Below are 13,732 nucleotides of genomic sequence, written 5' to 3' on the forward strand. Positions count from 1 at the left end.
ATTTTTATCGGCGTACTCTTTAACTGCGCCTAAAATTAGAGAGAAACCATGAAAACTTTAAATACTAAACCTCAAAAAACGGCCCTTAACATTGCTCTAGGGTTAGCATTATTAGGTACATCTAGTTTTGCTGCACAAGCAAATAGCATTACTGAAGCGTTAACGTCAGGTAAGGCTAGTGCAAATTTAAATCTACGTTATGAAAGTGTTGAACAAGATAACGAGTCAAAAGATGCCAGTGCACTGACTGTAAGAACACGTCTCGGTTACACTACGGGCAGCGTAAGCGGATTTTCTGCAACTGTTGAATTAGAAGATTCTCGCATTGTGTTAGGTCAGGGAGATTATACTGTAGGGCCAAGTGGATATAATCCCGGTGTTTATTCGGTCATTGCTGACCCAGAGCATACAGAGCTAGATCAAGGTTACGTTCAATATAAAAATGATGTGGTAACAGCAAAAGTTGGGCGTCAGGTGATAACAATGGACGGTCATCGTTTTATTGGTCACGTTGGTTGGAGGCAAGACAGACAAACTTTTGATGCAGCATCTTTCAAAGTTACACCAAATAAAGACTTAACATTGCAATACGCTTATATTACTCAGCGTAATCGTATTTTTGGTCAAGACGCGGACTTTGATGCTAAAGATCACCTTATTAATGCTTCTTACAAAACATCAGTGGGTACATTGACAGGGTATGGCTATTTACTTGAAGTAGATAACGATACTGACAATGCTCTAGATACGTTTGGTATTAGTTTTGCTGGTGCAACCAAGGCTGGAGATGCAAAAATTATTTATCGCGCTGAGTATGCAAGCCAAACAAGTGAATCTGCTACTGCTGAATATGACGCTTCATATTTAAATCTAGAAGCTGGTGCGGTTTTCTCTGGTATCACTGCAAAATTGGGTTATGAGATCTTAGGTTCTGATGATGGTGCTTATGGATTTTCTACGCCTCTGGCGACGCTTCATAAATTCAATGGATGGTCAGATCAGTTTTTGGCTACTCCAACTCAAGGCCTAGTGGATACTAATGTTTCACTCGCTGGTAAGGCATTCGGTGGAGGCTGGAAAATAGCTTACCACATGTTTGATGCTGATGATGCCGCTGATACTGGAATCGACGACTTAGGGTCTGAATTAAATGTGTCTTATGCTAAGGCATTTGGAAAACATTTTAACGCAGGCATTAAATATGCTGCTTATTCTGCTGGCGATGTTAGTGATACTTTTAAAAAGTACGACACCGATAAGTTGTGGGCATGGGTAGGCGTTAAGTTTTAGGGTTTGACCTAGAGTTATTCCTTTGAGCTACCTTTAAGGTCGGTATTTGAAGAGCCCCCCAATAATTGAATATACTAATTACTGGGGGGCTTTTTTATGTTTCACAAAAAACTTAAACAGAATTTAGCTACGGATACTTGCTTACTCATAACTATTAAGTTAATTATTAGCTGTCGAAGAAATTAATAGCAGTACTAATTAAGGTGGTAATCATGAGTCAACATCATAAAATTAATTATATTGAAATCCCTGTGAAAGCTCTGGCTTCTAGTAAAGCTTTTTTTAAAAAGGCTTTTGGTTGGGATTTTGTGGATTATGGTGACGATTATGCTGCAATAAGTGGTGCAGGCATTGACGGTGGCTTATATGTATCTGAAAACTGTGTGTCTGCAGATCACGGTAGTGTTTTAGTGGTCTTGTATAGTGATGATCTAATCAAGAGCGAGCAGGCGATTCTTTCTGCCGGCGGTAGTATCAAAACACCTATATTTAATTTCCCTGGAGGGCGGCGCTTTCATTTTCTTGACAGAAATAATAACGAATACGCTATGTGGAGCGATAAATAGCGATAGGGTGTAACCTTATCGCCATGGTTTTGAGTGTCTTTTATTCTGAAAAGCCCACATCTTCAATTAAATTTTTACCCTCAGCTGCTTGTCTAGCGAGTTGATCACAAGCTTCGTTGTCAGGGTGGCCAGAGTGGCCCTTAACCCAAAACCAACTCACTTTATGGCGATTAACTTGTTCATCAAGACGCTTCCACATATCTACATTTTTAACTGGTTTTTTAGCCGCGGTTCGCCAGCCATTTTTACGCCAGTTTTTTATCCACTGATTAATTCCATTTTTTACATATTGGCTATCAGTGGTTAGATTTACTGCACAAGGCTCACTTAATGTTGCCAGTGACTCTATAGTGGCTAATAATTCCATTCTGTTATTAGTGGTGTGTTTAAAGCCTTGGCTAAGCTCTTTGCGGTGTTTATCAAATTTTAACACGGCACCATAGCCGCCTGGCCCTGGGTTGCCTAAACACGAGCCGTCTGTATAAATGTCAACTTGTTTCATAAGTGCCTATTAGTTTAAGTAAATAGAAATTAGATAAATTTCGAGAATTAAAAATTTAGCCCAGTATAATAACTTAAAGTAAAACTAGCTACTCAAGCAAAAGAGAGTGAAATGCGTCAGATAGTATTAGATACAGAGACCACAGGAATAGATCCAAAGCAAGGGCATCGCATCATTGAAATTGGATGCGTAGAAATGATAAACCGTAAATTAACGGGTCGAACCTATCATGTATATGTCAACCCAGAACGCTTAGTGGAACAAGAGGCGATTGAAGTACATGGGATTACCAATGAATATTTAGCCGATAAACCTTTATTTAGTCATATTGCAAAAGACTTTATCGAGTTTATTAATGGGGCTGAATTGGTTATTCATAACGCCCCCTTTGATATTGGCTTTATGGATCATGAGTTTCGAAGGTTACTGGGTAACCATATTAAAGAAACGTCGCAAATTTGCACTGTCTTAGACACATTAGACTTAGCTAGGAAGATTCATCCTGGTCAAAAGAATAATCTTGATGCCCTTTGTAAACGTTATGGTATTGATAACTCTCACCGAGAGAAGCACGGAGCCTTACTCGATTCAGAAATTTTAGCCGATGTTTATCTAATGATGACTGGCGGACAAACTGATCTAAACCTAAGTGGTAAGTCAAGTGGAGACTCAGGTGTGCAAGTAGAAATGATTCGTCGCTTGCCCATAGATAGAAAACCGCTAAAGGTTGTAAAGGCAACGGCCGATGAATTAGAACAACATGAAAGCCGTTTAGACTTAGTTGTGAAAGAAGGTGGTGTCAGTTTGTGGCGCCAATAATCGCCGTTTTATTATGAGTTGAAAGTAAATGTCAAAAAGGCTTATATCTGCATATTTGTTATCTGTGGTTACATTACTAAGTGTATGTACTTATGCCGCGGATGAAATGATAGCGCCTGTTTCCCAATCTGACAGCTCAGTGTTACCCCAGACTAAAGAGCCGCCATTGACTCAATTAGGAAATGAATTTCACAATAATATTGAGTTACTGCAAAACCGCTTTAGAATTGATTATGAAGTGGAAGAGGTCACTATGATTTTCTTCCGAGAGTATGGCTCAGCGCCCGTCGTCCTTGTAAAACCGGATGGTTCAAAGATATTTCAATCAAGTGCTAATGGCGAAGATATTTTCTGGTTTGATACTGCTACCTACGACATGGTTAGTCTAAAAAAGCCGACTCCTGGTCCATGGCAAGCCGTTGGTCAAATTCAAGATGGTAGTCGTGTTATGGTTATAAGTGATTTAGCTTTACACGCAGATCCTTTACCTAACATAGTTTTTTCTGGTGAAATTCTAAAACAAACCGCTTATCTAACCAATAATGGTGTACCAATCGACTACGCTGCTTTTCGCGATGTAGTTGAGTTAACTATTACGTTAGCGAGTACCAATAACCCAGACTTTAATAACTTTGGGGCCAAAATCGAAACGGTAGCCACTTTTGAAGATGATGGTAGGGGCATGGATGAAGTTCCTTTAGATGGTGTATTTACGGGGCAATTCAATTTGGCCATTGCTGATGGAGAGTGGATCCCTATGTTTAAGGTGTCCACTCCCATGTATTCTAGAGAACAGGTGGACCCCCCAATAAAATTATTTGCAAATCCCATTAAAGTAGATGTGGAATTAGATGGAGGGGGAGACGGTTACCATAAGTTAAAGGTAGATGCTCTGCGAGAACATGTAGATATTTCAACTTTGCTTATTGATGGCAAAGTGCGTTTTCCAAATGGAGATATCCAAAATTTTTCTATTACCGATATGTCTGCGGATGTACGGGAATATTTAATCGTTAACTATGACTATGGGGTATATCGCGTCAAGCTTACAGCATACGGAAATACTGTAGACGGTAGAGAGTTTATTTTAGATGTTCCTGAGTATACATTTTTATCAGAAGAGCCTGAACCAGAAGTCACAGAAACATCTATGGCTGCAGGTAACCCCTACGATACCACAGGCAATAATCTTCAGGTGGATCAGCAGGTGCTTGAAGATGAAAAGATGTCCAAGGCCAGTTTGTACAGTTTAGTGATTGCTATTAACGGATTGTTGATTTTAGTTGGTGGTGCTTTAATTTATTGGTTTATATTGGGAAAAAGGCCTACGTTTTCTATTAGGAAGTTAGTCCAAAGAATAAAGCCAGAACCGAAACTTAATATTAAGGATGAGACTGAAACAGAAAAGCCCGCTGGATTTTTTGCGAAGTTATTTAAGCGCCAACCAAAAGTAGTAAAGCAGGCTGCTGATGAAATTAAAGAAAAACCTAAACAAGCAGACGAAGGTTTTAAAGATTTAAGCATTTAAATGCTTTTTATAAGTGTGTCTTCGCTGTAGATTTAGACAAATTGCTTAATCCTGCAGCAATCAACGATTTAAAGCGAATTTCATGCTAAAAACCTATTGACTAGTATGATGCGAACCCGTATTATCTGCGCCGCGGTTGAGGAGGGATATCCAATATTTCTTATCTAACCGTTTGATAATGTTGAAGATTGTGGAGTGGTAGTTCAGTTGGTTAGAATACCGGCCTGTCACGCCGGGGGTCGCGAGTTCGAGTCTCGTCCACTCCGCCAATTTCAATTTTGTCAATATTGCTTGTTTAGACTTATTTTACCTTAGTGTTATAGATTTGATTAAACAGTAATGTTTTGATTACGGCTGGAGTGGTAGTTCAGTTGGTTAGAATACCGGCCTGTCACGCCGGGGGTCGCGAGTTCGAGTCTCGTCCACTCCGCCAACATCAAAACAAATATGCAATTTATATGCGGAGTGGTAGTTCAGTTGGTTAGAATACCGGCCTGTCACGCCGGGGGTCGCGAGTTCGAGTCTCGTCCACTCCGCCAATAAATTTGCTAGTTTTAAATCATCTTATTTACTTCTTTTATTAAATTTAATTCATGGGTTATCTAACTAGGCGTTATTGTTACCTAGCTTGCAGATCAATGTTTTGATAAGCTTTACCTCCTAAATTTACTAGCTTTTACATATCCGCCAGAGAAGTCATCAAAATGCTTTTGTTGTTACTATATATTTTTATTGCATTGGGATTTTCGTTTATCTGCTCAGTTGCCGAGGCCGTTATTCTGAGTGTTTCTTCCGCCTATATCTCAGTTCTCGAAAAAGGTAATGGTGCAGCAGGGAGTTTGTTACGTTCACAAGTAACAGACATCAATCAGCCATTGGCAGCTATTTTAAGTTTGAATACTATAGCCCATACAATGGGGGCTGCAGGTGCAGGTGCTCAAGCTGCTGTTGTATTTGGAGATGCTTATTTAGGCGTTGCTTCTGCTGTTTTAACTTTGTTGATACTAGTATTTTCTGAAATTATTCCTAAAACCTTAGGTGCGACTTATTGGCGTCAGTTGGCACCGGCAACTGCTTACTTTCTAAAATATTTGATCCTTATTTTGTGGCCTTTAGTGAGGCTTGCAAATATGTTGACCTCTAGAATGCACGATGAGTCACCATTAAAAGGCTTGAGTAGGGATGAGCTATCGGCTATGGCTGCTTTGTCTCAGGAAGAAGGACAAATTGCGGCTACTGAAGCGACAGTAATGCAAAATCTGCTCAACCTCAAAAATATAAAAGTTCGGGAAGCGATGACCCATCGAACAGTGGTGTTTTCAATTCCTGAGCTTATGACGGTTGCAGAATTTATCGATAAGCATGGGGAAGTTACGTTTTCACGTATTCCTATTTATGAATTCAACGAGCCTGAAAATATTAATGGTTATGTTCTTAAATCAGACTTGTTGTTGGCCTTTTCTAAAGGGCATGGTGATAAATTAGTTAAAACTTACGCCCATGAAATGGTAACAATATTAAGTAGTATGCCATTAGCAAAAGGCTTTGAATTATTGCATTCTAAGCGTAGTAACATGCTGTTGTTAGTTGATGAATACGGAGGCCTTGAAGGCATACTAACCGTTGAGGACTTAGTAGAAAGCTTATTCGGCATTGATATTATTGATGAGAAAGATCAGGTCGTGAGTATGCGTAAGTTAGCTAAAATATTGTCTAAAAGACGAGAACGAAAACGATTGAGTAAGTTTAAGGGTCAAAAAGTTGATTAGGATTAGATTTTGATTATGGGTGAGTTACTGTCTTGCGTAGGCTTAAGTAAAGAATATAACGAAGCTGAAAATAGCGTAACCGTTTTAAGTAATCTCAATTTTTCAATTAACAAAGCGGAACAGGTGGCTATTGTAGGCAGTTCTGGCTCTGGTAAAAGTACCTTGCTACACCTTTTAGGTGCATTAGATAAGCCTACTCAAGGTCGTGTATTATTTGAAGGTAAAAATATATTCGAGTTTTCTCAGCGTCAGCAAGCGCAGTTTAGAAACCAGTCTTTGGGCTTTGTTTATCAATTCCATCATTTACTACCAGAGTTTAACGCCTTAGAAAACGTAGCCATGCCATTGATGATTGGTAAAGTCTCTATCAAAGAATCAAATCAAAGGGCCTCGGCTATGTTGGAGAAAGTTGGGTTAGCAAACAGAAGTCTTCACAAACCATCTGAATTGTCTGGTGGTGAGCGACAGCGGGTTGCAATAGCGCGAGCCCTAGTGACAGAGCCACAATTAATTTTGGCTGACGAACCTACGGGTAATCTAGATCAAAAAACCGGTGAAAGTATCTATCAATTATTAAGTGATTTACGTACACAAATGCAAACCAGCTTTGTGGTTGTCACCCATGACATCAAATTAGCTAGCCGTTTAGACCGCTCACTAAATTTGATTGAAGGTACGTTAACTGCAAATGATGTGAGTGGCATTTAGTGCACTTAATTTGGTTGTTAGCTTGGCGTTTTCGTTCTAATAAACGCCAAAATGGCTTCATTTCATTTATTTCAGCCTCATCGACTATTGGTATTGGTTTGGGCTGTTTTGTGTTGATTTTACTGTTATCAGTTATGAATGGCTTTGAAAAAGAGTTAAAAGAACAGCTTCTGTCTATAATCCCTCATGCTGAGTTTAAGTCGGTATATCGTCAAGGTATTAACGATTGGGAAGGTGAAATAACTCAATTGAAAGCTCATCCAAAAGTGACATTTGTTGAGCCTTATGTAAAAGCAACTGGTATGTTACAAAAGGGCAATAAAATGAAAACCGTGGAAATAACTGGGCTCGAACCTTCTTATGCCGCAAGTGGTTTTTTACCGGCTTTGGTCTCTACAAGTGAATGGCAAGATTTTAAAGATGACCCTTCTAGTGTTTTTTTAGGAAAAGGCTTACTTAAAACACTCAGTTTAAAAGTAGGGGATAAGGTTCAAATACTCTTACCTCAGTTAACAGACGATTTAAGTTTGAGTGCTCCTAAGTCATTAACTCTTAAGGTTGTGGGCAGCTTAGAACTTGGAGGGGAACTAAATAACTATACAGGTTTTATGCATATGTCTTTGGCAGCAGAGACCCAAAATATTACACAAGGAGCCCAAGGTATTCGCTTGAGGTTTGACGATCCTTTTGAAGCTCAGAACCTAACTCAAGAAATTGGGTATGGATTAAAACCTGAGGTATATATGTCTAATTGGACAATTAGCGATGGGAATTTATACCAAGATATTCAATTAGTAAGAGCGGTCGTATATATCGCTTTATCTTTGGTTATCGCTGTAGCGTGTTTTAATATTGTTTCCAGCTTGGTCATGGCAGTGAACGAAAAACAAAGTGAAATTGCTATGCTCAAAAGTATAGGAGCAGACAACAGTTTGATTATATTAGTGTTTATGATGCAAGGTACCTTCAATGGCATTATAGGGACCTTATGTGGAGTTGTATTAGGCGTTATGTTCTCTATATATTTGGCAGATATTTCACTATTTATTGAAGGTCTATTTGGTATCCAGTTTTTATCAGGGGATGTTTATTTTATCGATTTTTTGCCATCAAAATTAGAGTGGCATGATGTTTATTTGACTGCGTCTATAGCGATTGGATTGAGTATTTTGGCTACTATTTACCCTGCTATTAAGGCTTCTAGAATAAACCCTGCAAAAGTTTTAGGTCATTGATAACCCGAGAAATTAAATTATGTTTATTAAAAAAGGGCTGCAAAGTTAAACCTTGTAGCCCTTTTTTTATCACACCACTTTTTTAACTAGATTTTTTATTTATATCTTCCAAGTGGAGTTCTTCTTCTTTCAATCCTGCTTCTAAATCATTGTAGGTATGGGTATCAAGTTCGTTTTCACTTTTTCCTACAATACAGGCCACCATACAATCACCAGTTACATTAACTGCGGTTCTAGTCATATCCAGTAATCTGTCCACACCGATAATTAACGCAATCCCCTCTACCGGTAAATTAACCTGTTGTAACACCATAGCAAGCATAATCAGACCTACACCTGGCACGCCAGCGGTACCTACAGATGCTAATGTTGCCGTTAGGATCACCATCATATAATCACTTAAGCTTAAATCTACAGCGTAAACTTGAGCAATAAATACAGTAGCGACACCTTGCATAATTGCGGTGCCATCCATGTTAATGGTTGAACCTAATGGCACGGTAAAAGATGCAACAGATGATTTGACACCTAATTTTTTGGTCGCTGTTTCCATAGTAATAGGTAAGGTAGCACTACTACTGGATGTACTAAATGCAAACAATGCTGCATCTCGCATTTTTCTAAGTAAAATTAGAGGGTTTAATCCACTTAATAATTTTAAAATTATTGGGTAAGAAACAAACGCATGGACACCTAACACAAACATTACTAACGCAAAGTATTTAATTAGACTTTTTATCGTATCAAAATCAACAGTTGAAAATAACTTTGCCATTAGTGCGAACACGCCATATGGGGCTAAATTCATCAATATTGTGACTAACTTCATAATAACCACGCTTAGGTCATCAAACACCGCAGTTAGACGTTTCCCTGTTGCCCCTGTCATAGTCATCGCAATACCGAATAAAACAGCAAATACAATGATCTGCAACATGTTGCCTTGGGCCATTGCATTGATTGGATTGGTAGGCATCATGTTAATAATAACTTGGCCTAATGAAGGCGCTTCTTTGGCAACGTAGGTTGCATTTGTTTCCAGGTTTAGTCCATCTCCAGGTGCAACCAATAGAGCAAAGCCTACTGCTAAGCTGATGGCAATGGCTGTGGTGCCTATGTAAAGTAAAATAGATTTACCACCCAAACGACCTAGTTTGGAGGGATCAGATAAACTTGATGTACCGCAAACTAAAGATACAAATACCAGGGGGACAACAAGCATTTTTAAGCTGGCAATAAAAATTGAACCAATTACGTTAAATATACCGTCGACTAAAAGTGCATACGTAGAAACCTGTATCCCCAATACACTAAACGAAAAATCTCCGCTATCATCAAATAACCGATTTAGTAATGCTCCGATAACTATTCCGGCGATCATGCCGATAAAGATACGAGCGGTAAGACCCATTTTGGGATTTGCTGATTTTGGTGGTGATACATGATTAGATTTGGTCATGAAAATCCTAAGCTTTTGTTTTTGTTAGTTGACGCTGTGATTAAATGTTTGCGATAAACCTTAATACACGAGCCATTTAATTAGCTTTAGTAAAGTAATCAACTATAGATTACCAAGTTTGTTCGCTAAGCTGAATAGTTAAAGTACATCAGTAACAAACTCAAACCTTATAATTGGATAGGAAAGGTATATGATTTTACGTTTTAAAACTCTTTTTGGTGTATTGGCTCTGGTGAGTCTTTTTTCATGTGGGGGTGGGGGAAGCATTTCCAGAGATGATGATGACAGCACTACAGATACTGATACTGATGTCTCAGTGACAACGACAATAGAGTTAACATTAACAGATGCTAATGGAGATGTTTCATCGGACTTAGCAGAAGGTACACCATTAACTTTAACCGCACTTGTTTATGACTCTAACGGTGACCCAGTAACCGATAGTTTAATTACCTACTCGTTGCAACCCGAAGGGCTGGCAGAATTTGGAAACGATGCGGGTACGGCTTCTACCAACAGTAATGGTGTAGCTACAATAGAAATTTTAGTAGGCGCCAGTTCTGGAGCAGGACTGATAACTGCACAACTTGATTCTGGTGAAACAGAAACAACTACTTACAATTCAACCGGTACGACTCAAGTGAGTGAACAACCAGCATCATTAGACTTATATGCCAGTGCTATCCAACTCGCTTCAAGTGGTACAGATGAAATAGAATTAATTGCTTTAGTTAAAGATGCAAATAATGTGTTGCTTGAAGGTATAGATGTAACTTTTTCAGCAGATTCAGGTGCAAGTTTACAAATAACACAAGGTACAACTGAAGCAGATGGAACAGCAAGAGCAACTTTAACCACCCAAAATAACCAAGAAAACCGCACTATTGTTGTTTCAGCACAGTCCTCAGTGTTTTCTGAATCAATTGATATAGATGTTGTTGGTACAGAGGTGAATGTTGATGCCGCGTCATCTGCTATTATCGATGCACCCGTCACAGTAACCATTAGTTTGGTAGACTCAGATGGGAATGGCATTGAAAACGAACCTGTTACAGTTAGTACAATCAATGGGACGGTAAGTTCTACGTCCGTAACCACTAACACGAGTGGACAAGCCACTGTCCAATATTCTGGTAGTGTTTCAGGTACAGATACAGTCACTGCCACAGCACTTAATGCAGAAGGTAGCTTTGATATTGTTATCCAAGAGGATGACTTCTCTTTTACTGCGTTACCAGCTCGTGAGGTGACCCTAAATGAACAAGTTACTCTTACCCTTACGTGGCTTAAAGATAGTGAAGCTTTTGCAGGGGGCACTGTATCTTTTACGACCTCCCGAGGTAACATTATAGCGTCGGATTCAATTACGGATGCAAACGGCCAAGTCACCGTATCCCTAGGCTCAGATAATGCTGGTTTTGCTTCTTTATCAGCCACAGGTGTTGACGGTGATGGTAATCAAGTAAGTGCATCAACCGAAGTTGAATTTATTGCAGCCGAAGCCAATAGTATTATTGTTGATGCGTCTCCTGATTCAGTGGGTCCAGATGGTGAAACCAGTACTATCACTGCAGTAGTTCGAGATGAAGAAGGTAACCTAGTAAAAGGTAAAGTCATTAACTTTTTGGTAGACGATGTTAGCGGTGGCAATATTTCTGTGAATCAAGCAACTACTGATGGCAGCGGCATCGCAACCACAGTTTATACATCAAATGCGGTAAGCACCTTTGAAGCTGTGAAAGTTTACGCTACCGTTGATGGATCATCTCCAGAGGTGTCTGAATTTGTAAGTTTAACTGTTGGTAACCGTGCATTTGATATCTCTATTGGTACCGGTAGGTTGATTGAGATCCCTACTGATTCCTCATATTCAAAAGAGTTCTCAATTTTTGTAACGGACCCCAATTCAAATCCAGTTGAAAACGTAGACTTATCTTTTTCTGCCACTCCACAGTCTTTTTCTTCTGGGGGTGTTTACCGCAAAGGCTATTGGGAATTTGATGAAGATCAAGATGTTTGGTATTCAATTGTCACCGCTACCTGCGATAACGAGGACATAAATGGTAATGGCTTGTTAGATGAAGGAGAAGATGAGAATGGTGATGAACAGTTAACACCAGGTAATGTAGCTTCAATTCCAGCAACGGGTTTAACCGATGAAAATGGTCAAATGTTAATTGATGTGAGTTATGCTAAACAGTTTGGTGCATGGGTAGATATAACCATTGCCGTCAATGGCGAATCTGCCGGTAGTGAAGCATCAGAAACTCAAAACTTTAGTTTAACTGTTGCGTCTTCTGACCTAACAGATGAAACATCACCTCCCCCTAATAGCCCTTATGGAACCGGCGTTAATTGTAATGATGTTAATTAAATTAATCATTATGTAAAAAGTAAAGCTCGGTTAATCCGAGCTTTATTCTTAGAGATTTAAAAGTTTAATCCTGCTGAAACGGGTATACGGAACCTAGTTTTAATAATTGAGTCAGTTCATCTAAAGCCGTTCTGGACTCGATTAATAATTGTGGGTCGGCTAAATCTGCCACATTTAAAGTATCTCTATAGTGATTATCTACCCAAGTATTTAAACGTTCGAATTGAGCATCATTCATCAAAGTATGTTGATTTAGAGCTTGGTGCTCTTCTGCAGTCATGGCTACTCGTAAGCGCAAGCAAGCTGGTCCACCACCATTACGCATACTTTCTTTAACATCATAGTAATGAACATGTTTTATGGGGGTATGTTGTGCCGCTATATTTGATAAATACTTGTGAACCCTTGGATTTTCCTGGCAATTCGTGGGCGCAATAATGGCCATTTCACCATTAGCCAAAGTAATAATTTGGGTATTAAACAAGTAGCTTTTAATGGCATCCTCAACACTTACTTCAGTTGTTTTTACACATAGTAAGTGTAATTCGTTGTGACCAAATTTTCGTTTGATTTCGTCCATAGCTGAGGCAGAGTCTAGAAATGCTTGTTCATGATAAAAAAGCACATTTTGATTACCTACTGCAATGACATCATTATGAAATACACCTTGGTCAATTACGTCAGGGTTCTGTTGAATATAAACCACGTTTTTATCTGACAAACCATGTAACCTCGCCACAGCTTGACTTGCTTCTAGCGTTTGTCTTGCAGGGAATTTGCTTGGGGCAGGTTTGCTATGATCAAATGCGTGACGGCCATATACAAACAGCTCCACTCCAGCTTCTCCATACTCAGAGCATAAACGGGTATGGTTAGCAGCGCCTTCATCACCAAAATGCTCATTATCTGGTAAGTGAGTATGATGACTAAAATAATGACTATCGTTAAATGTCGCCTTTAATATGTTTCCTGTGACTTGGGGCTCTAGTGACCTGTGATATTTATTGGTTAAGTTTGCTGGTGTGAAGTGGACTTTTCCATCTTCGGTATCGGCACTAGGTGACACAGTAGCTGCATTGGCGGTCCACATACTTGAAGCTGAGCAACACGCTTGAAAAATAGCCGGAGCTTGTTTTGCAGCAGACGCTAAAACGTTTGCATCGCTGCCAGAGAAGCCCAAGCGACGTAGAGATGTTACATCAGGGCGCTCCTGAGGGGCGAGGACACCTTGAACCATGCCTAGGTCGGCTAGGGCCTTCATTTTACGTAACCCCTGCTTAGCGGCTTGTTTAGGGCTGCTAGAAGCGCTAGCATTACTTAAGGATGCGACGTTCCCAACAGATAAACCAGCATAATTGTGAGTCGGGCCGACTAGACCGTCAAAATTGGCTTCAAATTGCTTCATAAATATCTCTCATTAGGCAGGGTGCCTTAGTAATTAGGTGTAGTTTTTAGTTAACTTATTGGCTTTTGCGGGGCATT

Annotated in this window: 11 protein-coding genes and 3 tRNA genes; 11 read left to right on the forward strand and 3 right to left on the reverse strand. The window is 39.5% G+C overall.

Annotated features, from left to right (window positions below; all coding sequences use genetic code 11):
* Positions 1-48 precede the first annotated feature (48 nt).
* Together ABJE44_RS10600 and ABJE44_RS10605 are read left to right on the forward strand one after the other, a co-directional pair.
* Positions 49-1,290 (forward strand): alginate export family protein, encoded by a 1,242-nt coding sequence (locus ABJE44_RS10600; protein WP_348110698.1) that lies wholly within the window; start codon positions 49-51, stop codon positions 1,288-1,290.
* Positions 1,291-1,502: 212 nt separating this feature from the next.
* The gene (locus ABJE44_RS10605) at positions 1,503-1,856 is read left to right on the forward strand and encodes a VOC family protein (RefSeq protein WP_348110700.1); all 354 of its coding nucleotides are present in this window, start codon (positions 1,503-1,505) and stop codon (positions 1,854-1,856) included.
* 40 nt (positions 1,857-1,896) lie between these two features.
* Here the strand turns inward: ABJE44_RS10605 and rnhA are convergent, their stop codons facing one another.
* Positions 1,897-2,358, reverse strand: coding sequence for a ribonuclease HI (gene rnhA, locus ABJE44_RS10610; protein WP_348110702.1), 462 nt, complete (start codon positions 2,356-2,358; stop codon positions 1,897-1,899).
* Positions 2,359-2,469: 111 nt separating this feature from the next.
* On the opposite strand from rnhA, the gene dnaQ reads away from it, so the two are divergent.
* The 8 genes from dnaQ (at position 2,470) to ABJE44_RS10650 (ending at position 8,417) form a co-directional block, all read left to right on the forward strand.
* The gene (gene dnaQ / locus ABJE44_RS10615) at positions 2,470-3,177 is read left to right on the forward strand and encodes a DNA polymerase III subunit epsilon (protein WP_133469647.1); all 708 of its coding nucleotides are present in this window, start codon (positions 2,470-2,472) and stop codon (positions 3,175-3,177) included.
* 106 nt (positions 3,178-3,283) lie between these two features.
* Positions 3,284-4,705: a TIGR03503 family protein gene (locus tag ABJE44_RS10620; RefSeq protein WP_348110758.1), complete on the forward strand. Its 1,422-nt coding sequence runs from the start codon at positions 3,284-3,286 to the stop codon at positions 4,703-4,705.
* A 192-nt stretch (positions 4,706-4,897) separates the two neighbouring features.
* Positions 4,898-4,974: transfer RNA gene (locus tag ABJE44_RS10625), tRNA-Asp, on the forward strand.
* 87 nt (positions 4,975-5,061) lie between these two features.
* Positions 5,062-5,138 (forward strand) — tRNA-Asp (locus ABJE44_RS10630).
* Between the two features lie 29 nt (positions 5,139-5,167).
* Positions 5,168-5,244, forward strand: a tRNA-Asp gene (locus ABJE44_RS10635).
* 165 nt (positions 5,245-5,409) lie between these two features.
* A complete protein-coding gene (locus ABJE44_RS10640) occupies positions 5,410-6,474 on the forward strand; it encodes a CNNM domain-containing protein (protein ID WP_348110705.1) in 1,065 nt (354 codons plus the stop codon).
* A gap of 15 nt (positions 6,475-6,489) precedes the next feature.
* Positions 6,490-7,182 carry a lipoprotein-releasing ABC transporter ATP-binding protein LolD gene (lolD, locus tag ABJE44_RS10645; protein ID WP_348110707.1) on the forward strand — a complete coding sequence of 231 codons (693 nt, stop codon included), beginning with the start codon at positions 6,490-6,492 and terminating at the stop codon, positions 7,180-7,182.
* Positions 7,182-8,417, forward strand: a complete 1,236-nt coding sequence (locus ABJE44_RS10650) for a lipoprotein-releasing ABC transporter permease subunit (protein ID WP_348110709.1) — start codon at positions 7,182-7,184, stop codon at positions 8,415-8,417. Before lolD ends, ABJE44_RS10650 begins: the two co-directional genes overlap by 1 nt.
* 82 nt (positions 8,418-8,499) lie before the next feature.
* Here ABJE44_RS10650 and ABJE44_RS10655 read toward each other — a convergent pair whose 3' ends face one another.
* A complete protein-coding gene (locus ABJE44_RS10655) occupies positions 8,500-9,876 on the reverse strand; it encodes a dicarboxylate/amino acid:cation symporter (RefSeq protein ID WP_348110711.1) in 1,377 nt (458 codons plus the stop codon).
* A gap of 190 nt (positions 9,877-10,066) precedes the next feature.
* Here ABJE44_RS10655 and ABJE44_RS10660 point away from each other — a divergent pair, with 190 nt between their 5' ends.
* Positions 10,067-12,250 carry an Ig-like domain-containing protein gene (locus ABJE44_RS10660; RefSeq protein ID WP_348110712.1) on the forward strand — a complete coding sequence of 728 codons (2,184 nt, stop codon included), beginning with the start codon at positions 10,067-10,069 and terminating at the stop codon, positions 12,248-12,250.
* A 64-nt stretch (positions 12,251-12,314) separates the two neighbouring features.
* On the opposite strand, the gene astB is transcribed toward ABJE44_RS10660, so the two are convergent.
* Positions 12,315-13,655 (reverse strand): N-succinylarginine dihydrolase, encoded by a 1,341-nt coding sequence (gene astB, locus ABJE44_RS10665; RefSeq protein WP_348110714.1) that lies wholly within the window; start codon positions 13,653-13,655, stop codon positions 12,315-12,317.
* Between the last annotated feature and the right edge of the window lie 77 nt (positions 13,656-13,732).

This window comes from Paraglaciecola sp. (assembly GCF_039942875.1).
Classification (GTDB): Bacteria; Pseudomonadota; Gammaproteobacteria; order Enterobacterales; family Alteromonadaceae; genus Paraglaciecola.